The organism is Nocardia cerradoensis NBRC 101014 (assembly GCF_000308535.1).
In the GTDB taxonomy this organism is placed as follows: Bacteria; Actinomycetota; Actinomycetes; order Mycobacteriales; family Mycobacteriaceae; genus Nocardia; species Nocardia cerradoensis.
On sequence record NZ_BAFW01000212.1, the window covers coordinates 1 to 20340 of the forward strand.

Below are 20340 nucleotides of genomic sequence, written 5' to 3' on the forward strand. Positions count from 1 at the left end.
CGCGGCGGCGGTCGGCGGCGACGAGTTCGGCCTCCATCTCGGTCTGCTGCTGCGGGGTGCGGGTCGCGGCCGCGACGACCTTCGCGTAGGCCGCGAGAGCGGCGTGGTCGGGTGCGTGCGACACCGAGCGTTCCGGCCGCGGCTCGGTGGCGACCCGCAGGTCGGCGGCGCGGGCCGTGTGCTCGACGCGGCGGGCGAGGTCGGTGAATTGTTCGGCAGCGACGGAGGCGTCGGTGCGGGCGGTGAGCAGATCCGTGGCGTCGGCGATCAGCGCTTCCAGGCGGGCCCGGCGACGCTCCACCGTGCCGTCGGCACCGGCGGCGACCCGGACTCGCTCGGTGAGTTCGGCCAGCCGCCGATCGACCGACAGAATGCGTTCCTGTACGGCGCTGCCCCGGCTTTCGAGTTCCCGCAGGCGCGTGTGCAGCTCGGTTTCGGCGGTGCGCAGCCGCTCCACCTCGGCGGTGCGATCGGCGGCGGCGCTCGCCTGCTGCTGCGCGGACCGGAACCGCTCGGTCGCCGCGTTCACGGCGGCGGCCAATTCCGCGTGATCGCCGTCGCCGCCGCGCTCCACGAGCAGTTCGATCCGCCGTTCCAGTTCCGTGCGGCGGGTGAGGGCGCGGTCACGGAGCTGTTCGGCGTCGCGTTCCGCCTGAACCGCCGCGTCCTCATCGGATTTCGCGACGGTGACGGCGGTGGGCCGGGCTGGGGCCGGATGGTCGCCGGAACCGCATACACTGCACGGTTGCCCCTCGACGAGCGCACCCGCCAGCTCGGCCGCCATACCGGCGAGGCGACGTTCGCGAATGTCGAGGGTGCGCTCGCGCGCATCGGCGTGCGCGGCGCGGGCCCGCTCGAATGCCTCGGTGGCCGTGGACAATTCCTTCCGCGCGCCCACCAGCTCGACCGCCGCCTCCGCCGCGGCACGCGTGCGCTCGCAGTCACGTTCCAAGCCTGGCAGCGCGGCCCGCGCATCCGCCGCCTCCCGCAGTGCCACCTCGGCCGAGCGGATGGCCTGCGGCAGCTGCTCCCTGCGCTGCGCCAGCTGTTCCAGCTCGCGGGACGCGGCGGCGTATTCCTTTCGCAGACCGGCTAATTCGGTGGTCAGGCGCACGGCGTTCTCCGCGTCGGCGCGGACCTCTTCCAGGGAGCCGATATGTGCCGACCACCGTTGCACGGCGGCGTCGATACCGCGGGGAGCTGTGGGGTGCACACGGTCGTTCGCGGCGGGCAGGTTGTCGCCCACCGAGCGCGAAGCGTCGCCCACCGAACGCAGGTTGTTGTCCACCGAGCGCGGGTTCGAGCTACCGGTCGAAGCATCAGGTGATCCGGCCTCGGCTGCGACATCAGGGCCGGCCGCCGCGGTGCCTGAGTCGTCGGATTCGCCGGCCAGGGCATCATCGACCGCACCGGGAATCTTCTGCTCGCCCGACGGGCCGGGTTCGTGCTGCGCGCGGGCGCCGGGGCGGGACCTGGTACCGCGTGACGCCGCCGGTGCGGGGCGGACGAGGTCGATGGAGAACAGCTCCAATTCGACCGGTTCGTCCACCGCATCGCGCTCCTCGGACGAAGGGACAGAGAGAGCGAACAGCGTTGCGTCGTCGGTTGTTTCGGCGCCGCCGTGGACTGTCGCCTCCGTTTCCGGCGATATCCGACGTCTGTCCTCTGCCCTCGCGGGCTCGCCGGCACGCGCTACATCGGAGCAGCTTGATTCGGCATCCGTTGCGTCATCGGCGGACGCCGGGGCGGCGTTTCCAGCGACGTGTCCGTGGTCGGCGGTCGTGGCGGTCGGAACCGATTTCGCAGCGGATCGGTTGTCCTCGCCCGAGCTCACGGAGTGCAGACCGTGGCGGCTCTCGCCCACGGCACCCTCTTCGTCGACGCCGCCGATCTCCGGAATGGCCGACAGCTCCTCGGCCAACTCGGTATCCGCCAATTCGGCGGCAGCGAGATCACTTGCGGCCCAGGTGGTTCCGAGTAGCTCGGCGGATTCGGGTTCGAGCAGGCGGGCGGCCAGGCGTTCGGCCAGCTCACGGGCTTCGTCGGTGCGGCGGCGCAGGGTCATGGCGGCGGTGCGGGCGTCGGCGAGCGCGGCCGCCACCGGTTCGACGCGGCGGGCACGGTCCAGATCGGCCTGCAGCCGGTCGCGATGGGTCGCGCCCGCGGCGTAGTCGTCGAGGTGGCGGCGGGCGATCGCGGCGCGTTCGCGACGCTCCTGGATGCGGCGATGCTCCTCGGCCGCGGACTGCCGGCGCGCCGAATCCTGCTGGCAGCGAGACAGTTCCGCCGCAGAACGCTCGGCTTCGGCGCGGGCCTGCGTGAGGAGCTGCTGCGACCATTCCACGGCCTCGAGCGGACCGACGGCTTCGGTGGCGCCCAAACCCGCGGTTATCGCGACTTGGGCGATCAGGCGGTCGACGCTCTGGCGGTGAGTGTCCAGCTGCGCGCCGCTCTCCCGCCGCCGCTGGGCCAGCCACTGTTCGGCCGTGCCGAAGCGCTCCGTGTCGAACAGTCGCTCGAGCAGCTTCTCCCGATCCTCGTTGTCCGAGCGCAGGAATCGCGCGAAATCGCCCTGCGGGAGCAGCACCACCTGGAAGAACTGATCGGCACTCATCCCCAGCAGCCGGCTCACCTCGTCGCCGATATCGGGGATGCGCGACAGATGTTGTCCGCGCCCGTCCAGCCATTCCAGTGTCGCCGCGGCCTGTTCGGTCCGCATACCGCTGCCGCGCTTCTTCGGCCGTTCGAACTCCGGCGATCTGGTCAGGCGCAGCCGGCGCCCGCCCAGCGTCGCCTCCAGCACCACCCGCGGCGCGGTCTGCGCATCGGCGTGATCGGAATGCAGGCGCTTGCTCTCACCGCGTGCCCCCGGCACCCGGCCGTAGAGCGCGAACGCGATCGCGTCGAGCACTGTCGTCTTCCCCGCGCCGGTATGACCGTGCAGCAGGAACAGACCGTCGGCGCCGAGCTCGTCGAAATCGACCCGAGCCGTCTCGGCGAACGGCCCGAAAGCCGTGAGCTCCAGCCGATGCAGCCTCATGCGGCCCCCGCCCGGGCGTCGGTCATGCCGACAACTCCGCCGCGGGCGCCACCACTTCGGCGGCGGGTTCGCGCCGGGCCGCGGACAGCGCCTGCTCGATCAGCGCCATCTCCCCCGCCGTCGGTTCGCCGCGCACATCGCTGAGGAAGCTGTGCGCGATCTCGCTGTCGCGGCGGCCGTGTACCCGTTCGCGGTAGCGCAGCTGCGCATTGCCCTCCGGGCGAGACCATTCCACGTGCACCGCGTGCGGGAACCGCTGGCGCAGCCGGCGCAGCGCATCGACGGGGCGGGCGTGATCGGTGAGCACCGCGGAGACGTAATCGTCCTCGGCGTCGGCATAGTCGGCCGCGGACAGCAGATCGTCCAGCACGCCGGTCAGCTGACGCAGTCCACGCACCACCGGCAGATCGTGGCGCTGCACCGATACCAGCCCGGCGGCGTCCAGATCGACGATCCACACCGCCTTGCGATGCGACCGCTCCGCGAACGAATACGGCAGCGGCGAGCCGGAATACCGCACCGACTCCGACAACGTCTGTGGCGAATGCAGGTGGCCCAGCGCGACGTAATCGATGCCCTCGAAGGCGCTCAGCGGAACGGTCTCCACGCCGCCCACCGCGATCGAACGTTCCGAACCGGTCGCCTCGGCACCGACCACGAAGGCGTGTGCCAGCACTACGGTGCGCGGATCACCGCGGCGTTGCCGGTCCGCACGGATCCGCGCCAGCGCGGCATCCAGGATCTCGGCATGCGAACGCGCCTGCGGCACATCCAGTTCCGCGCGGGTGATCTCGGGTTCCAGATAGGGGATGCCGTAGCAGGCGACGGGTCCGTGCTCGTCGGTGAGCACGACCGGCCGGTCCACTTCCGCCACCGACGTCCGCAGATGCAGTCCGCCCGCCGCGGCGAAGCTGCCGAGGGCGCCCAGCCGGGTGGGGGAATCGTGATTACCCGAGGTCGCGACGATCGTCGCCCCGGCGGCGCGGATCGCCTCGAAACCCTTGTTACACACCGCTATCGCATCCGCGCTCGGAATCGACCGATCGTAGACGTCACCCGGCACCACGACCACGTCGACCCGCTCCGCAGCCACCAGCTCCGCCACCGCCTCCAGCGCACGCGCCTGATCGGCCAGCAGGTCGACACCGTGAAAGGTGCGCCCGATGTGCCAGTCCGAGGTATGCAGCATCCGCATGTGGGAAGAGGCTAAGCCATCTCACCGACAAGGTTGAATCGCTTCGGCGTGTCGACGGATGATGCTGGAGAATTGCCGGGATCCGCGAACTTGTCGGTGGGATGGGGCACTATCGGGACCATGACCGCATCGATGCTGTTCGCGTTGTTGTTGGTGTTCTGCGCGGGGGCCGGCCTCGGGTGGCTGGGCCATGCCGCCCGGGCGGGACAGCGGGCGGCCACGGCCGAAGCTCGGCTCGCGGCGCTGCGGGACAACGAACAGCTGCTGCGGCAATCGCTCGGCGCCGCGAGTGCGGATGCGGCACGGCACAATTCACAGGCCATCGGCACCCTGGTCGAACCGCTGCGCGAGGCCCTGGGCAGTTTGAACCAGCACATCCAGCAGGTCGAGCACCACCGCATCAACGCCTACTCCGGGCTGCGCGAACAGGTGGCGGGGATGCAGCGGATCTCCCAGCAGTTGTCCACCCAGACCGGCGAGCTGGTGTCGGCGTTGCGCGCGCCGCAGGTGCGCGGGCGCTGGGGTGAGATCCAACTCGAGCGGGTCGTCGAACTGGCGGGGATGGCCAAACACTGCGACTTCGACACGCAGGTCACCGCGAGCGGCCGCGACGGCCTGATCCGGCCCGATCTGGTGGTGCGGCTGGCCGGTGACCGCCAACTGGTGGTCGACGCCAAGGTGCCGCTGACGGCCTACCTGGATGCCACCGGGGAGACGGATCCGCGCCGGCGCGCCGACCATCTGGCCCGGCACGCCAAACACCTGCGCGCGCATGTCGACCAACTGGCCGGCAAGGCGTACTGGGAGGCCTTCGACCCCAGTCCGGAATTCGTGATCCTGTTCATCCCGGGCGATCCGTTCCTCGACGCCGCCCTGACCGCCGATTCCGGACTTCTCGAATACGCGTTCGGCCGCAACGTGATTCTCGCTACACCGACCACCTTGATCGCATTACTGCGCACCGTCGCGTTCGGGTGGCGGCAGGAGGCACTTTCGCGAGATATGGCAACTGTTCAGCAACTGGGTCGGGAGCTCTACACCCGGTTGTCCACCACGGGCAGCCATCTCGACAAGCTCGGCACCCAACTCGGTAAGGCCGTCGACGCTTTCAACCACACCGTGGCCTCGATCGAGTCGCGCGTGATGGTCACCGCGCGCCGGCTGCACGATCTCGACATCGGCGATCGCGCCGTACCGGCAATTGCTCCCGTCCAGTCGTGGCCGCGCGCGGTAGGCTTCTCGGACACCAACGAGTAACTCCGGCAGCAGCCCGGCCTCGACACACGTTCCGGCCGCGGCAGATAGTGTGCTTTACGTGGCAGCTACCCAACGCGAGCGATCCGATGTACCCGCCTCGCACCTCTCGATCGTCCCGTCGGTGCCCGGTATCCCCGCCGGCGCCGCGGTGTTGATCGCGGTGGCGTGCACTTTCATCGGATTTTTCATCGACTCCGGAAACAGCGGCAAGGAGCTGACCCATGTGTTCGCCGCGTTCTACATCATCGGATGTGTGATCGCGGCATGCGTGGTGCGCTATCGCGGCCTGTTCACCACCATGGTGACCCCGCCGCTACTGCTGTTCATCGCCGTCCCGCTGGCCTATCAGCAGCTGATCGGGCACAGCTCGACCTCGGTGAAGGACATTCTGCTGAACCTGGCGATTCCGCTGGTGAACAGATTCCCGACCATGGCGCTGGCGACGGTCCTGGTGCTGGGCGTCGGCGCCGTGCGGGTGTGGCTGTACCGCAACGCCGACAGCACCGCGCGTCCCACCCGGGAACGCGGCGGCGACAGCTGGAATCCGCGTTCGGCCGCCGGCCGTGCGCGTCGCGCCCGTAGCGAAGCCGCGGGCGGCGAGACCCTGCGGCGTAGCTCCCGCGGTCAGAAGCGCGGTGCTGAAGCCACCAAATCCGCCAAGGCGCCCAAGCGTGGCGATTCGGCCGCTCGCGGGTCCGGGGCGGCCAAGCGGGCCGCGGAACCGGAACCCGCACGGGCGGCGCGCCGCACGGGCGGCAAGGTGGCCGAACGCCCGCCGCGTGTCGCCGCGGCCGCGTCCTACCCCCGCACCGGTGAGCGCACGCGGACCGCGGAACGCACCCGAGTCGCCGAACCGCAGCCCCGCCGCGGCCGGCCTCAGCCGCCGAGCGATGTGCCCCCGCATCCGCGGCCGAACGTGCGCTACCGCGACCGCTGAGCCGAACGTCGCGGGCGCCGAACCGGTTACGGCTGCGCCCGCAGCGGTCATCCCCGAAATCCCCACGCCCACTCATCGTCTCGCATCGGCGGGCCGTTACCGTTGCGCGCCAAGCATTTCCGCGATCGCGCGGAAACGCGGAGATTCAGCGACGCGGGCTCAGCGGCGGCCGGTGGTGCGCAGTTCGCGCGGGAGGGCGAAGACCAGGGTCTCGTTCGCGGTGGTGACGGGCTGGACCTCGCCGTAGCCGTGTTCGGCGAGGAGGTCGAGCACGCCGCGCACCAGGATCTCGGGGACCGAGGCGCCGGAGGTGACACCGACGGTGGTGACGCCCTCGAACCAGGCCGGGTCGACCTCGCGGGCGAAATCGACCAGGTAGGAGGCGCGGGCGCCCGCGTTCAGGGCGACCTCCACCAGCCGTTTGGAGTTGGAGGAGTTGCGGGAGCCGACGACGATCACCAGATCGCATTCGGGCGCCATCGCCTTCACCGCGACCTGACGGTTCTGGGTGGCGTAGCAGATGTCGTCGCTGGGCGGGTCCTGCAGGTTCGGGAAGCGCGTGCGCAGCCGCTGCACCGTCTCCATCGTCTCGTCCACCGAGAGCGTGGTCTGCGACAGCCAGATCACCTTGTTCTCGTCGCGCACCTCGACGCCGTCGACCGCCTCGGGGCCGTCGACCAGCTGAACGTGGTCGGGCGCCTCACCGGCGGTGCCCTCGACCTCCTCGTGGCCCTCGTGGCCGATGAGCAGGATGTCGAAGTCGTCGCGGGCGAAGCGCTTGGCCTCCTGGTGCACCTTCGTCACCAGCGGGCAGGTCGCGTCGATGGTGTGCAGATTGCGGGCGGCCGCGGATTCGTGCACCGCCGGCGACACGCCGTGCGCGGAGAAGACCACCACCGCGCCCTCGGGCACCTCGTCGGTTTCGTCGACGAAGACCACGCCGCGCTCGCGCAGGGTCTCGACCACGTGGCGGTTGTGCACGATCTCCTTGCGCACGTAGATCGGCGCACCGTGCTTCTCGAGGGTGCGCTCCACGGTTTCCACCGCCCGGTCCACACCCGCGCAGTAGCCGCGTGGTTCGGCGAGCAGCACCCGCTTGCCCGCGCCGGCACCGGCCGCATCGGCCGACCGGGCGATTCCGACATTCAGGGGGATAGCCGAGGACATGTTCACAGCTTACGTGCGCCGGCCGACGGGGAAAGTCCCGCCCGCGAACCGCGGGTACGCCGGTGTGGCGGGACGCGCGACAATGGAACACGTGAACTCTGTTCTTTGCATCACCGGCCGTTTCGGGCAGGCTAGGGACATGTTCCGACCTCCCTACCTGGCCCGGGTCGCCGCTGGGGCCGCCGTCTACGCCCTCGAGGAAACTCGCCGGTTACCCACTGTGGCAATCCATCTGCCGATCACCGCGATCAGCCAGTTGCTGCAGACCTCGATGCATCTGCAGCAGTTCGTGACCAGCCTCGCCCTCAAGGGTGACGAGGTCTTCGACCGGCTGGCCAATCGCCCGGTGGAGCAGCCGGAATGGGCCACCTTCGACGAGGATCTCGACGACGAGCAACCGTTCGGCAGCGGCGATTTCGGCGCGCGGGGTGACCGTGATTTCGCCGCGCGGCTGAGCCGCTTCGATCTGTTCGCCGAATCCGACCCGGCCGCGGGCGTCCCGGAACCCGCGGCATCGGTCACTCCCTCGGCGACGAACGGCTATGCCGCATCTCACACTGCGGAATCGGACACTGTGGAATCGGCCACCGCCGAAACGGACACTGCGGAGACCACCACCACCGCCGACGCCGTCGAAACGGGGACGAACTCCATCGAAACGGCCGGCGAGGACACGGACAACCCCGGCACGGACAACCCCGGCACGAGCAATCCCGGCACCGCGGCGGCGGAACCGCGCGGAGTGATCGAACCCGAGGTCGCCGGCCGGTACGACTACGCGAATATGACGCTGGCTCAGCTGCGGGCCCGGCTGCGCATGCTCAGCGTCGAGGAGCTGGCCGAACTGCTGGCCTACGAGCAGCAGACCCTCGACCGGGCGCCGTTCGTGACCATGCTGACGAACCGGATCGCCACCGTGCAGGCCAAGTGACCGACTCACACGCCGACGCGCCGGCCGCCGGGGCCCGAGCCTCCGGGGAACCGGCGCGTTCTGCTGCCCGCCCCGCCAACTCGGCCGAACAGCCGTGGCCGGTGCGCACCATCGCGATGAAGGTCGCGCAGTGGATCGATCGGCTCGGCAGCGTCTGGGTGGAGGGCCAGATCACCCAGATCAATCTGCGCCCCGGCACGCGCACCGCGTTCCTGGTGCTGCGCGATACCGCCGCCGACATGTCGCTGTCGATCACCTGCGATCCGCAACTGCTGCGCGCCTCGGCCGTCCCGTTGCAGGAGGGCAGCCGGGTGGTGGTCTACGGCAAACTGTCGTACTTCACCGGCCGAGGCACGATCTCGTTGCGCGTCACCGAGATTCGCCCCGTCGGCATCGGCGAGCTGCTGGCCCGCATCGAACGTCTGAAGGCGCTGCTGGCCGCGGAGGGGTTGTTCGATCCGCGGCTGAAGCGGCCGATGCCGTTCCTGCCCAAGGTGATCGGCTTGATCACCGGTCGCGCCAGCGCCGCCGAACACGATGTGGTGACCGTCGCCCAGCAGCGGTGGCCGGCCGTCCGTTTCGAGATCCGCAATACGGCCGTACAGGGGCCGACCGCGGTACCGCAGATCCTCGACGCGCTGGCCGAGTTGAACGATCACCCGGAGGTCGAGGTGATCGTGCTGGCGCGCGGCGGTGGCAGTGTCGAGGATCTGCTGCCGTTCTCCGACGAAACCCTGTGCCGCGCCATCGTTTCCGCGACCACCCCGATAGTCAGCGCGATCGGGCACGAGCCGGACAATCCGCTCTCCGACTACGTCGCGGACCTGCGCGCGGCCACCCCGACCGACGCCGCCAAACGCCTGGTTCCCGACGCCGCCGCCGAACTCGCCGGCGTCCGGGAACTACGCGCCCGATCGGCCGCGGCGTTGCGCGGCTGGGTCGATCGCGAGGCGCGCGCCCTGCAGCAGCTGCGCTCACGCCCGGTACTGGCCGATCCGCTGCGGATTCTGGACCAGCGCCACGACGAGATCGAGCGGCTGCGCACCGCGGCCCACCGCGCCGTCGAACACTGCCTCACCAGCCAGGCCACCACCGCGCGCCATCTGCGCGACAAGCTCACCGCGGTGGGCCCGGCCGCCACTCTGGCGCGCGGATACGCTGTCGTGCAACGGGTTACCGGTACGGAGCGCCACGTCGTCCGCACCGTCGCCGACTCCCCGCCGGGCACGCAATTGCGTATCCGGGTCGCCGACGGCGCGATCAGCGCCGCGGCCCTGGGCAGTCAGGCCCTCGCGAATCCCATACCGGCCCAGCGGGTTACGGACCGGCCGGCACCGGCATCCGAACAGGAGGAATCGTCATGACCGACAGCGACGTCACCGAGATCGCGACCTTCGGCTACGAACGCGCCCGCGACGAACTGGTCAACGTCGTGAAGATGCTCGAACAGGGCGGAATGGACCTCGACGATTCGCTCGCCCTGTGGGAGCGCGGCGAGGCGCTGGCCAACCGGTGCGAGGAACATCTCGCCGGAGCCCGCCGCCGGGTCGAGGACGCCCTGTCGCGGCGCGGCGGAGACCAGGACTGAGCATGGATATCCGGCGCGTCGTCCCGGATCTGCGCGTCGCCGATATGGAACGGGCCCGCGCCTTCTACCGGGCGCTGGGCCTCGACGAGGTGATGGATCTCGGCTGGGCGGTCGGGCTGGCCTCACCGAGCAATCCGACCGCGCAGATCCTGCTGATCGGCGCCGACGCCGAGGATCCGCAGCCGGATGTCAGCGTCGAGGTCGCCGATGTGGACGCCGCGCACGAGGCGATGGTCGCGGCCGGTGCCGAGGTGGTCTACGCGCTGCGGGACGAGCCGTGGGGTGTGCGGCGGTTCTTCGTCCGCGATCCGGACGGCACGGTGGTCAACGTCGTGAGCCACCGCTGAGCCCGCGTTCAGGGTTCTAGCAGGGGCTCAGGGCTGCAGCGGCGCCGCGGCGTCCACGGCCTGCGCGAGCGTCAGATAGGCCGCCTCGTTCGCCGCGCCCTTGAGCAGTACCCGGCTCTGCCCGAAGTCCGAGATCCAGGCCGACTCACTGCCCTGCACGTGGTACACCGTCCACTTCTGGTTGCCCACCATCCGGGACCCCGACGGGCTGCGCGTGTCGACGACGTGGGCGGCGAGCGCGCTCTCGCTCGCATTGCTCTGGCTCAGCTGCAGGTAGGTGCCGTTGGAGGTGATGAAACCGACCGTACTGACGGTGCCACCACCGGATCCGGTGACGGTGTCACGGCTACCGGAATTGGCCTTCCAGTCCGCCGGCACCGCGGGGTCGCGAATCGGGAACGGCAGCGCCTTGGCGTCGTCGTGCAGGGCCGACTGGACGTCGAAGTTCGGCACCTGACCGGGCGTGGGCCCGTGCGCGGAGAAGCTGCACTGGCTGGCCACCGCGGCCAGCACCACGCAGATCAGGACCAGCGGGATCAGCGACCAGATGAGATCCCGGTAGTCGTTGAGGATGCGTGGTTTCTGCGACACGACCCAAGTATCCACGCGCCACCGAATCCGCCGAGCCTCGCCCTCGGGCCGGGAGGCCGACATCACAGCCGTCCCCACCGGCGCGGACGCTCCTCCCGCGAAGTGGAACAGCAGTACCTGAATGGCGGATCCGACCGTTCTGCGACAATTCACGCAGCAATACACAACTCGAGGAGGCACCGTCATGACGGCACCCACACCCGCAACCAGTCGCCGCCGCGAGGCCCCGGACCGCAACCTCGCACTGGAGTTGGTCCGGGTGACCGAGGCCGGTGCGATGGCCGCGGGCCGCTGGGTCGGCCGCGGTGACAAGGAGGGCGGCGACGGTGCGGCCGTCGACGCGATGCGGCAGCTGGTGGCCACCGTCTCCATGCGCGGCACCGTCGTGATCGGCGAGGGCGAGAAGGACGAAGCCCCGATGCTCTACAACGGCGAGGCCGTGGGCGACGGGACCGGTCCCGAGGTCGACTTCGCCGTCGACCCGATCGACGGCACCACGCTGATGTCGAAGGGCTCGCCGGGCGCCATCTCGGTGCTGGCGGTCGCCGAACGCGGCGCCATGTTCGATCCGTCGGCGGTGTTCTACATGGAGAAGATCGCGGTCGGCCCGGAGGCGGCCGACGTCATCGATCTGTCCGCCCCCATCGCCGAGAATCTGCGCCGGGTCGCGAAGGCCAAGAACTCGGCGGTCTCCGACCTGACCGTCTGCGTGCTGGACCGGCCTCGCCACGCCCGCCACATCCAGGAGGTTCGCGACGCGGGTGCGCGCATCCGCCTGATCTCCGACGGCGACGTCGCCGGCGCGATCGCCTGCGCCCGTCCCGAATCGGGCACCGACATGCTGGTCGGCATCGGCGGCACCCCCGAGGGCATCATCGCCGCGGCCGCACTGCGCTGCATGGGCGGCGCGCTGCAGGGCAAGCTGGCCCCCACCGATGACGCCGAGAAGCAGAAGGCGCTCGATGCCGGTCACGACCTCGACCGCATCCTGAACACCGAGGACCTGGTCTCGGGCGAGAACGTCTTCTTCTCCGCCACCGGCGTCACCGACGGCGACCTGCTGCGCGGCGTGCGCTACTACAGCGGCGGCGCCTCGACGCAGTCGATCGTGATGCGCTCCAAGTCCGGCACCGTGCGCATCATCGACGCCTACCACCGCCTCACCAAGCTGCACGAATACGCCTCGGTCGACTTCGTCGGCGACGAGGACGCGATTCCGCCGCTGCCGTAATTTCTGCCTTCGCTTCGCTGCGGCGGGGTTTCGGCCTTGATGAGGCGCTCCCGGGGAGGGAACGCGGTGGCGGGTGTGGCTCACTACTCCGATTCGATCAGCAGATACTCGAGGCGGGCGGTCTCGTCGGAGCTGTCACCGATGTCGACGACAGCGACGAACTCCTGGTCACCCGCACGGCGCTGCAGTGGAGCCCACGAGGTGGCGAGATACCACCCGGCACCGGTGGTTCCGCGCGGTCCGAGGCCCGCGCAGAAGATCCGGTACCGGCCCGGGTACAGATCCGGATCCGGTCGCACTCGCGCGATGACGCCGATGCTGTGGCCGTCGCGCGAGCCGTACCGGCTGCCGTCGGCCAACGCCACCTGTTCGATGCGACGACCGCGGCCGTCGAGATCGAACAGCGGCCGCTCGACGTTGTCGAGATATCTCCGTGTGCACGTGTTGCCGGTGAGTCCGAAGCTGATGTAGGGGCGCTCACTGTGCGCAGCCACCTCACGATCACTGCGGACATCGGTCGAGAGACCGGTATGGCGCTGAAGCATCGACAACACGTACAGCAGCGCGCGAAACTCCTTCTCCGGCAAGGCCGTCAGCGCGTCCGAACGGTGTCCGGCCGCGATTGCGCGAATCTTGCGCGGAAACGAGTACCGATCGGATGCCGCGAGCGCCCGGCGTGCGCGCGCCGACCGCAGCGGTAGCTCGAATGCCGGATACACGAGAGTGACACCGCCGGCGAGTGTCTCGGCTCCGAGGAAGGCCGCGAGCTCGATGTCATCCGCGGCACGACCCGGCTCGTCCGCTCCGACGGTGACCGGCGTGGGCTCGGCGGCCGTCCGGAACAAACTCTCGATCGACCAGCCGGGGAACATCTCGGTCAGCACCCGGCAGTGGTAGTCGCGCGGAAGCCCGACCATCTTGCCCGAAAGCCATTGATAGTACTGTGTTTTCGCGGGTCCATAGCCGGGCGGGACGGGCGGGTCGAGTCGTGCGGCGCAGGCGTCGTACGCGGCCAGGAAATCCGAGTGGCTCTTGAGATGCCGCTCCGCCAGCAGCGTTTTCAGCACGGTAGCCAAGGAAACCCCCTTACCCCAGCGACCACCGCCCCGGCGGCGGCGACTCGAACAACCGGCCCTCCCCGGTACAGCTATGGCAAAGGCGCGGGCTGTGCCGTCCCACCCGATCGGTGGCCCGCATGTCCATTAAGCGCCCTGCCGCCGTGACAGGGCAACGCATCGCCGATCCGGTTTTGTCCGTTTTCCTCGTTGCCCGAACGGTTACGGGCGGCCGGGCGCGCGGCGCGGCGGAATCGATAACGGACAAAAACGAACTCGGGAGCGCGACCGGCGCCGTGTTTCCGGGACGTTAATGGAAGTTGCGGGACGCCAGCGCAATTCGAGCGGACCGCAGGGTGGACCAAGATCTCAGCCAGCAGCAAGGAGGCAGCGCCATGCCGACCATCACCTCGATCTCCCCGTCGTCCGGCCCCACCACCGGGGGTACCAGCGTCACGATCACCGGCACCGGGTTCACCGGTCCGACCACCGTCCGATTCGGAACGACCGCAACGACTTTCACGCTGAATTCACCGACGCAGATCACGGCGATCGCCCCCGCCGGCTCGGTCGGCGCCGTGCAGGTCACCGTCACCACCTCGGCCGGCACCAGCAACGGCGCGACGTACACCTACCTCGCGGTGCCGGCGTTGAGCGGCATCAACCCCAGCCAGGGAGCGACCACGGGCGGGACGACGGTCACGCTCACCGGGTCGGGCCTGACCGGAGTCACGGCGGTGAATTTCGGTTCCACTCCGGCGACCTCGTTCACCGTCGATTCCGACACCCAGATCACCGCCGTCGCCCCCGCCGGCACCGGGATCGTGTCGGTGACCGTCACCGGGCCCGGCGGCACCAGCAACTCGGCGACCTATGTCTACGTCGTCGTACCGAGCATCACCTCCATCTCCCCGACCTCCGGGCCGACGACGGGCGGCAACAACGTGACGATCACCGGCACCGATTTCACCGGCCCGCTGACCGTCCGGTTCGGCACGACGGCCACGACGTTCACCGTGAACTCCAGCACCCAGATCACCGCCGTCGCCCCGGCTCATGCGGCGGGCACGGTGCAGATAACGGTCACCGGCTCGGGCGGGACCAGCAACGGTGTCGCCTACACCTTCGTCTGACGGCAGGGCTGCCTCAGTCCGGCGACAGTGCGTGCTGCCGCGCCCGCGGTCCGGCCGAACCGCCGGTATTCCGCCGATTCCTGTGCGAAAAGCCTCAGGCGTGGCAGCCCACTCCCTCGTTCAACCGGCTTAGTGTCGAGTTATGACCGACGACCAGACGCAGTACCGCATCGAACACGACACCATGGGCGAGGTCCGCGTTCCGGTGAACGCGCTGTGGCGAGCACAGACGCAGCGGGCGGTGGAGAATTTCCCGATCAGCGGACGCGGCCTCGAACGCGCTCAGATCCGCGCCCTCGGCCTGCTCAAGGCCGCGTGTGCGGCGGTGAACCGGGATCTGGGACTGCTCGACGGTGTGAAGGCCGAGGCGATCATCGCCGCCGCGAACGAGATCGCCGAGGGCCGCCACGACGACCAGTTCCCGATCGACGTCTTCCAGACCGGCTCCGGCACCAGCTCGAATATGAACGCCAACGAGGTGATCGCGAGCCTGGCCGCCGCCCGCGGCGTCACCGTGCACCCGAACGACGACGTGAACATGTCCCAGTCGTCCAACGACACCTTCCCCACCGCGACGCATCTGGCCGCCACCGAGGCCGTGGTGAAGGAGCTGCTTCCGGCGCTGGATCATCTGCGGCTGCGGCTGCTGGACAAGGCCACCGAGTGGCGGACGGTGGTGAAGTCCGGCCGCACCCACCTGATGGACGCCGTCCCGGTGACCCTCGGCCAGGAGTTCAGTGGCTACACCCGGCAGGTCGAGGCGGGTACGGAACGCCTGGTCGCCGCGCTGCCGAGACTGGGTGAGCTGCCCATCGGCGGCACCGCGGTCGGTACCGGACTCAACGCGCCCGCCGGCTTCGGCGCGAAAGTCGTTGCGGAGCTGCGCAAGACGACCGGACTGGACGAACTGGCCGAGGCTCGCAACCATTTCGAGGCCCAGGCCGCCCGCGACGGTCTGGTCGAGATCTCCGGTTCGCTGCGGACCATCGCCATCAGTCTCACCAAGATCGCCAACGATATTCGCTGGATGGGTTCCGGACCGCTCACCGGGCTCGCGGAGATCCAGCTGCCGGATCTGCAGCCGGGCTCCTCGATCATGCCCGGCAAGGTGAATCCCGTTCTGCCGGAAGCCGTGACGCAGGTCGCCGCCCAGGTGATCGGCAACGATGCCGCGGTGGCGTGGGGTGGCGGCAACGGCGCCTTCGAACTGAACGTCTACATCCCGATGATGGCCCGCAACGTTCTCGAGTCGATTCGACTGCTGTCCAACGTGTCTCGCCTCTTCGCCGACAAATGCGTCGCCGGTCTCACCGCCGATACCGAACGGCTGCGCCGGCTCGCGGAGTCCTCGCCGTCGATCGTCACCCCGCTGAACTCGGCCATCGGCTACGAGGAAGCGGCCGCCGTCGCGAAACAGGCGCTGCGCGAGAACAAGACGATTCGGGAGACGGTCGTCGACCGCGGATTGATCGGCGAGAAGCTGTCGGAGGAGGAGCTCGATCGCCGGCTGGACGTGCTGTCGATGGCGAAGGTCGAGGACGAGGACTGATCGCACGATCTCCGGATCCGGCCGCCGCCACTCGCTCGCGCCGAGAGGCCGGATCCGGGCTCGCGGCTCAGGCCGCCACCAGCGCCGGATAGTCGCGCAGTTCGATGTCGTTGGCGGCATTGTCGCTGTACTTCAGCATGAGGTCGAACATACGCGAGCCGAGGAACCAGTTGCGCATCCGAATACCGCGGGCGGTGCGCGGCGCGAGGAAGCGGCCGGCGTTGCTCTTGCCCGCGATCTTGGCGTAGCGCTTCATCAGTTCGTCGTAGCGCGCGAAGGCGGCCGTGTGGTCGCCGTCGGCCAGCGCCAACTCGCCCGCCAGCACGTAGGCGCCGACCACAGCCAGCCCGGTTCCGAAGCCGCCCAGGGTATTTCCGTAGGCGGAGTCACCGACCAGCGCGACCCGGCCCGTGGTGTAGCCCTTCTTCATTCCCACCTGGCCCAGCGAATCCAGGTAGAAGGAGTCGAGTCCGGACAGTTCGGCCATCATGGCGGGCACCGGCCCACGGGCGCCGGCGAAAGCCTCGGCCAGCACGCGGCGCTGTGCCGCCTCGTCGTGCCGGTCGTAGGTGAGCGGTTCGGCGGCGAACATGTACATGTGCGCGGCCTTGTTACCGCCGCGGACCGCGAGCCGTCCGGGTTCGTTGTAGGCCTCGGACCGATTGCGCTGCCGCGGCCCGTTCGGGTCGTGTCCCCATCCGGCCGCACCCGCGGTGCAGTAGTAGTAGCCCAGATGTTTGACGTAGTCGGCCTCGGGGCCGAAGGCCAGCGCGCGCACCCGGGAGTGGATGCCGTCGCAACCGACCACCAGATCGAAGGTCCGGGCCGGGGCGTTCTCGAATTCGACCTCGACGCCGGCGGCGGTCTCACGCAGCGCGACGACGGAGTCGCCGAACACGTATTCACAGCTGTGCACCGTGCGTTCGTAGAAGATCTCGGCCAGGTCGCCGCGCAGGATCTCCACATCGCCACCGGTGAAATCGCCTGACATGACGGCCAATTCGGCGCCCTCGGCGTCGGTGAGGACCATATCGGTCTTGCCGGTCTGCCGGCGGTGGATCTCCTCCCACACGCCCATGCGCTCGAGCACCGTGCGGTGGGTCGCGCCCTTGAAGTCGACGGCTTGGCCGCCGGCCCGCAATTCGGGCGCCCGCTCGACGACGGTGACGGCGAAGCCGTAGCGCTGCAGCCAGTAGGCCAGCGCCGGGCCGGCGATGCTCGCACCGGAGATGAGAACTGTCGTATTCCGCATGATGACCCCTCGATCAGTAACTGTGTCTGTCGGACGCTAATTAGCGTATGTTGGACGCAGTTTCCCGTCAAGCCGGAATTCGGAGAGGATGGCGTCATGACCGGACCGACTGCCCACGAACTGCTGTGGGGGAATCCGCAGCGCCCCCGGCGCGGCCCCAAGCCGTCGCTGTCGCTGGAACGCATCGTCACCGAGGCCATCGCCCTGGCCGATGCCGACGGGATGGCCGCCGTATCGATGCAGCGGCTGGCCGAGCGGCTGGGTTGCGCCAAAATGGCGCTGTATCGCTATGTACCAGGAAAGGCCGAGCTCACCGCGTTGATGCTGGACTACGGGATGGGGCAGCCGCCGCAGGTCACCGTCGCCGACTCGGATCCCGAACCCTGGCGTGAGGCGCTGCGGCAGTGGGCAGGCACGATGTACGAGCGCTACCGGGCGCATCCGTGGACCATCGAACTCACCGCCGGCGCGCGACCGCTCGGCCCGAACGAACTCGGCTGGATGGAGGCAGCACTCGCCCCGCTGGCCGGCACCGGATTACGCGGTTCCGAACGTCTCGACACCGTGGTGTTGCTGAACGGCCATGTCCGCAGCCTCGTCCAACAGACCGCGTCGAGCGGCCCCGAGCAGGCCGAAAGCGAGATGGCCAAGCAGGTGGGTGAGGTCCTGGCCGCCCACGCCGACCGCTATCCCGAGGTCGTGGCCGCCTTCGCCGACACGTCCGCGGACGGTCGCAACGCGGCGCTGAGCTACGGCATCGAGCGCATTCTCGACGGTGTGGCCGCCTTGATCGCCCAGCGGCGGGACAGAAGCGGGTCGAACACCGGATGACGAGCCGAAACGACCGCGATCATCCCCCGTCCGGGCTGCCGCACGCCTACAGTCGGACTATGGCCGAATTACCGGAGCTACAACAGAACGCCGTGACCACGGTGCGCGAGTTCTTCGCCGCGATGGAAATGAGCGCGGTGAACGAGGCGCTGGATCTGCTGGATCCCGACATCGTCTGGAAGAACACGTCGCTGCCCGATATCCGCGGCATCCATCGCGTCGGCGCGATACTGCGCGGGCTGAGTCGCGACGCTTTCGGTTTCCGCGCCGATATGCACCACATCGCCGCGGAAACCGATGGCGCCCCCGCGGTCGAGGGTGAGACGGTCCTGACCGAACGCACCGACTATCTGCGCATGGGCCCGCTGGAAATCGGGTTCTGGGTCTGCGGCACGTTCGAACTCGTCGACGGCCGCATCACCCTGTGGCACGACCACTTCAGCTGGGAGAACTTCCTGCGCGGCACCGCGGCGGGGATCTGGAACCTGGTCCGCCGGCGCTGACCAGGGCAGCCGAGCGCCGACCGGAGCTGCCGGTCGTGGTGCGCGCGTTCACACACCACGACCGTGGCGACATCAGGCGCGCAGGTGGCCGAGCTCCGCCCGCGCCGCCTCACCGGCGGTGCCGAAGTCGGTGCGCGAGAAGATGTTCCACCGTTCCAGCAGGGGCGTGAAGACCAGCTCTCCGGCACGCTTCGGTTCGTAGATGCCGGCCTCGGCCAGGACCTCGGTGCTGTTGCGGCCGTCGCGCAGGGTGAGTTCGGGAACCCGGAACTCGGCGATCCGATCGGCGATCGCCCGCATGGCCTGATCCGGCACCAGCTCCAGCGCCGCGGCGACCAGATTGCCGAAGAACGCCGACTGCAACTCGTCGTCGAGCGCGATCCGGTCCGCGATGGCGGTCACCATCGAATTCTCCTGCAGCGCGGCGATATTGCGATGCCGCACCGCGGAGGCGGACTCCTCGAAGGCACACAGCGCCAGTACCTCGAGCAGGTGCAGCGGCGGGCGGCGGAAGCCGGTGGTCATATGCTCCATCCGCGCGCGCTCGAGTTCCACCGGATCCACCGCCCGGGTCACCATCAGATAGTTGCGGATGAGGATCTCGTGGCGGTTCTCCTCGGCCGTCCAGCGGCCGACCCAGCGCCACCACGGGCCCGTGCGCAGGTGCTTACCGAGCTCGCGATGGTACGACGGCAAATTGTCGGCGATCAGCACGCTCACGGTGAGCGCAACCGTGGCAACCTCACCCAGAGCGGCCTGTTCCGGATCCCAGTCGACGCCGCCGAGGAAGCCGAAATTGCGTCCGTCACTGAAGGGCACGTACTCGTGCGGCTGCCAGACCTGCGCCAGCTCGGTGTGGCGCCGGAGATTGTCTTCCACCGCATCCGCGAGCGATTCCAGCAGCTCACGATCGGTCAACTGAGTTTGCACCACGACAAGGTACCGACTGTTCGGGCCGAGCGGGGGAATTACGCGCTGACGCCGTGCGATACACAGCGGCGCGGCGGCGAGACCGTGCGGATGTCTCGCCGCCGCGCCGCGCGCGTCGTCTACTTGGTGGTCACCGTGGTCTGCCGATCAGCGGAGTTCCAGGTGATCGTGCCGCCGGTGAAGTCGCTCTCCTTACCGGTCGGGTTGTCCTTCTCATCGCTGGTCGGATAGCCGAGCTTGCCGTTCACGCCGCCGTTGCCCTCCCAGGCGGTGCGGATATCACCCCACACCACGTGGGCGTCGGTCTGCTGGCTCCAGCAGATCGCGCCGCCGGTGAACTCCTGACAGGAACCGCCGTTGGGGCCCTCGACCGCTGCGCCGGTGGGCTCACCGAGCGGGCTCTGCACGGCGCCCATCTCGGTGTACTTGGTGAGGATGTGGCCGGATACCGCGACCTCCTGGCCGTTCTGGGTCGCGATCTTGGTTTCCGTGGCCGCGGGATTGCCCGGCGACGTCTCGCCCGGCGACGGGGTTCCCGTAGCCATCGTGGCGGTGGTTCCCGTGGCCATCGCGCCGGTGGTCTCACCCATGCCGGCATGGGTGGTGGTGGTCCCCGAGCTGCTGTTGTCGCTGTTGTCGTTGCTGCAGGCGGCGGTGAACAGCAGCGCCGTCCCGGCGAAGGCCATCACGACGGCGGCGGAACGTCGAGCGAAGTGGTGCATGTTCATCCTCTCGGAAGGTGCGGGCCGGCAGCGCCGCGGCCGCGGCACCACCCACCAACAGGCCAGCGCTCGGCAATAGTC

Annotated in this window: 19 protein-coding genes; 11 read left to right on the top strand and 8 right to left on the bottom strand. The window is 69.2% G+C overall.

The window, feature by feature from the left end; genetic code table 11:
• Positions 1-3040: AAA family ATPase (locus ON23_RS39605; RefSeq protein WP_051043088.1), on the bottom strand; the 3040-nt coding region annotated here is incomplete at its 3' end.
• Between the two features lie 22 nt (positions 3041-3062).
• Positions 3063-4235 (bottom strand): metallophosphoesterase family protein, encoded by a 1173-nt coding sequence (locus ON23_RS22375; RefSeq protein ID WP_039780572.1) that lies wholly within the window; start codon positions 4233-4235, stop codon positions 3063-3065.
• A 120-nt stretch (positions 4236-4355) separates the two neighbouring features.
• On the opposite strand from ON23_RS22375, the gene ON23_RS22380 reads away from it, so the two are divergent.
• Together ON23_RS22380 and ON23_RS22385 are read left to right on the top strand one after the other, a co-directional pair.
• Positions 4356-5492: a DNA recombination protein RmuC gene (locus ON23_RS22380; protein WP_039780573.1), complete on the top strand. Its 1137-nt coding sequence runs from the start codon at positions 4356-4358 to the stop codon at positions 5490-5492.
• Positions 5493-5550: 58 nt separating this feature from the next.
• Positions 5551-6429 (top strand): DUF6542 domain-containing protein, encoded by an 879-nt coding sequence (locus tag ON23_RS22385; RefSeq protein WP_051043090.1) that lies wholly within the window; start codon positions 5551-5553, stop codon positions 6427-6429.
• Positions 6430-6588: 159 nt separating this feature from the next.
• Here ON23_RS22385 and ON23_RS22390 read toward each other — a convergent pair whose 3' ends face one another.
• A complete protein-coding gene (locus tag ON23_RS22390) occupies positions 6589-7596 on the bottom strand; it encodes a 4-hydroxy-3-methylbut-2-enyl diphosphate reductase (protein ID WP_039780577.1) in 1008 nt (335 codons plus the stop codon).
• A gap of 139 nt (positions 7597-7735) precedes the next feature.
• On the opposite strand from ON23_RS22390, the gene ON23_RS22395 reads away from it, so the two are divergent.
• The 4 genes from ON23_RS22395 to ON23_RS22410 all read left to right on the top strand — a co-directional run bounded on the left by ON23_RS22395 (position 7736) and on the right by ON23_RS22410 (position 10462).
• Positions 7736-8527, top strand: coding sequence for a lipid droplet-associated protein (locus ON23_RS22395; protein ID WP_039780578.1), 792 nt, complete (start codon positions 7736-7738; stop codon positions 8525-8527).
• A gap of 116 nt (positions 8528-8643) precedes the next feature.
• The gene (gene xseA / locus ON23_RS22400; RefSeq protein WP_218001113.1) at positions 8644-9891 is read left to right on the top strand and encodes an exodeoxyribonuclease VII large subunit; all 1248 of its coding nucleotides are present in this window, start codon (positions 8644-8646) and stop codon (positions 9889-9891) included.
• Positions 9888-10115 (top strand): exodeoxyribonuclease VII small subunit, encoded by a 228-nt coding sequence (locus ON23_RS22405; protein WP_039780580.1) that lies wholly within the window; start codon positions 9888-9890, stop codon positions 10113-10115. The genes xseA and ON23_RS22405 overlap by 4 nt, the downstream gene beginning before the upstream one ends.
• Before the next feature lie 2 nt (positions 10116-10117).
• The gene (locus ON23_RS22410) at positions 10118-10462 is read left to right on the top strand and encodes a VOC family protein (protein ID WP_039780582.1); all 345 of its coding nucleotides are present in this window, start codon (positions 10118-10120) and stop codon (positions 10460-10462) included.
• 27 nt (positions 10463-10489) lie between these two features.
• Here the strand turns inward: ON23_RS22410 and ON23_RS22415 are convergent, their stop codons facing one another.
• Positions 10490-11053: a DUF4245 domain-containing protein gene (locus ON23_RS22415; RefSeq protein ID WP_306307141.1), complete on the bottom strand. Its 564-nt coding sequence runs from the start codon at positions 11051-11053 to the stop codon at positions 10490-10492.
• Positions 11054-11237: 184 nt separating this feature from the next.
• Between ON23_RS22415 and glpX the strand changes: the two genes are divergently transcribed.
• Positions 11238-12284 (top strand): class II fructose-bisphosphatase, encoded by a 1047-nt coding sequence (glpX, locus tag ON23_RS22420; RefSeq protein WP_039780583.1) that lies wholly within the window; start codon positions 11238-11240, stop codon positions 12282-12284.
• Positions 12285-12367: 83 nt separating this feature from the next.
• Here the strand turns inward: glpX and ON23_RS22425 are convergent, their stop codons facing one another.
• Entirely contained in the window at positions 12368-13360 is a 993-nt protein-coding gene (locus tag ON23_RS22425) for a hypothetical protein (RefSeq protein ID WP_143860192.1), read from the bottom strand.
• A gap of 374 nt (positions 13361-13734) precedes the next feature.
• On the opposite strand from ON23_RS22425, the gene ON23_RS22430 reads away from it, so the two are divergent.
• Together ON23_RS22430 and ON23_RS22435 are read left to right on the top strand one after the other, a co-directional pair.
• Positions 13735-14472: an IPT/TIG domain-containing protein gene (locus ON23_RS22430; protein WP_083904174.1), complete on the top strand. Its 738-nt coding sequence runs from the start codon at positions 13735-13737 to the stop codon at positions 14470-14472.
• A gap of 142 nt (positions 14473-14614) precedes the next feature.
• A complete protein-coding gene (locus ON23_RS22435) occupies positions 14615-16021 on the top strand; it encodes a class II fumarate hydratase (RefSeq protein ID WP_039780586.1) in 1407 nt (468 codons plus the stop codon).
• 67 nt (positions 16022-16088) lie between these two features.
• Here the strand turns inward: ON23_RS22435 and ON23_RS22440 are convergent, their stop codons facing one another.
• On the bottom strand, positions 16089-17273 hold the full coding sequence (locus ON23_RS22440; RefSeq protein ID WP_039780588.1) for an FAD-dependent monooxygenase: 1185 nt from the start codon (positions 17271-17273) through the stop codon (positions 16089-16091).
• A gap of 96 nt (positions 17274-17369) precedes the next feature.
• Between ON23_RS22440 and ON23_RS22445 the strand changes: the two genes are divergently transcribed.
• Both ON23_RS22445 and ON23_RS22450 read left to right on the top strand, forming a co-directional pair.
• On the top strand, positions 17370-18104 hold the full coding sequence (locus ON23_RS22445) for a TetR/AcrR family transcriptional regulator (protein ID WP_039780589.1): 735 nt from the start codon (positions 17370-17372) through the stop codon (positions 18102-18104).
• 59 nt (positions 18105-18163) lie between these two features.
• Positions 18164-18607, top strand: coding sequence for a limonene-1,2-epoxide hydrolase family protein (locus tag ON23_RS22450; protein ID WP_039780605.1), 444 nt, complete (start codon positions 18164-18166; stop codon positions 18605-18607).
• A 72-nt stretch (positions 18608-18679) separates the two neighbouring features.
• Here the strand turns inward: ON23_RS22450 and ON23_RS22455 are convergent, their stop codons facing one another.
• Both ON23_RS22455 and ON23_RS22460 read right to left on the bottom strand, forming a co-directional pair.
• Complete coding sequence (locus tag ON23_RS22455; protein ID WP_039780606.1) at positions 18680-19537, bottom strand: acyl-ACP desaturase; 858 nt, start codon at positions 19535-19537, stop codon at positions 18680-18682.
• A 119-nt stretch (positions 19538-19656) separates the two neighbouring features.
• Entirely contained in the window at positions 19657-20259 is a 603-nt protein-coding gene (locus ON23_RS22460; protein ID WP_039780607.1) for an LGFP repeat-containing protein, read from the bottom strand.
• Positions 20260-20340: the final 81 nt, after the last annotated feature.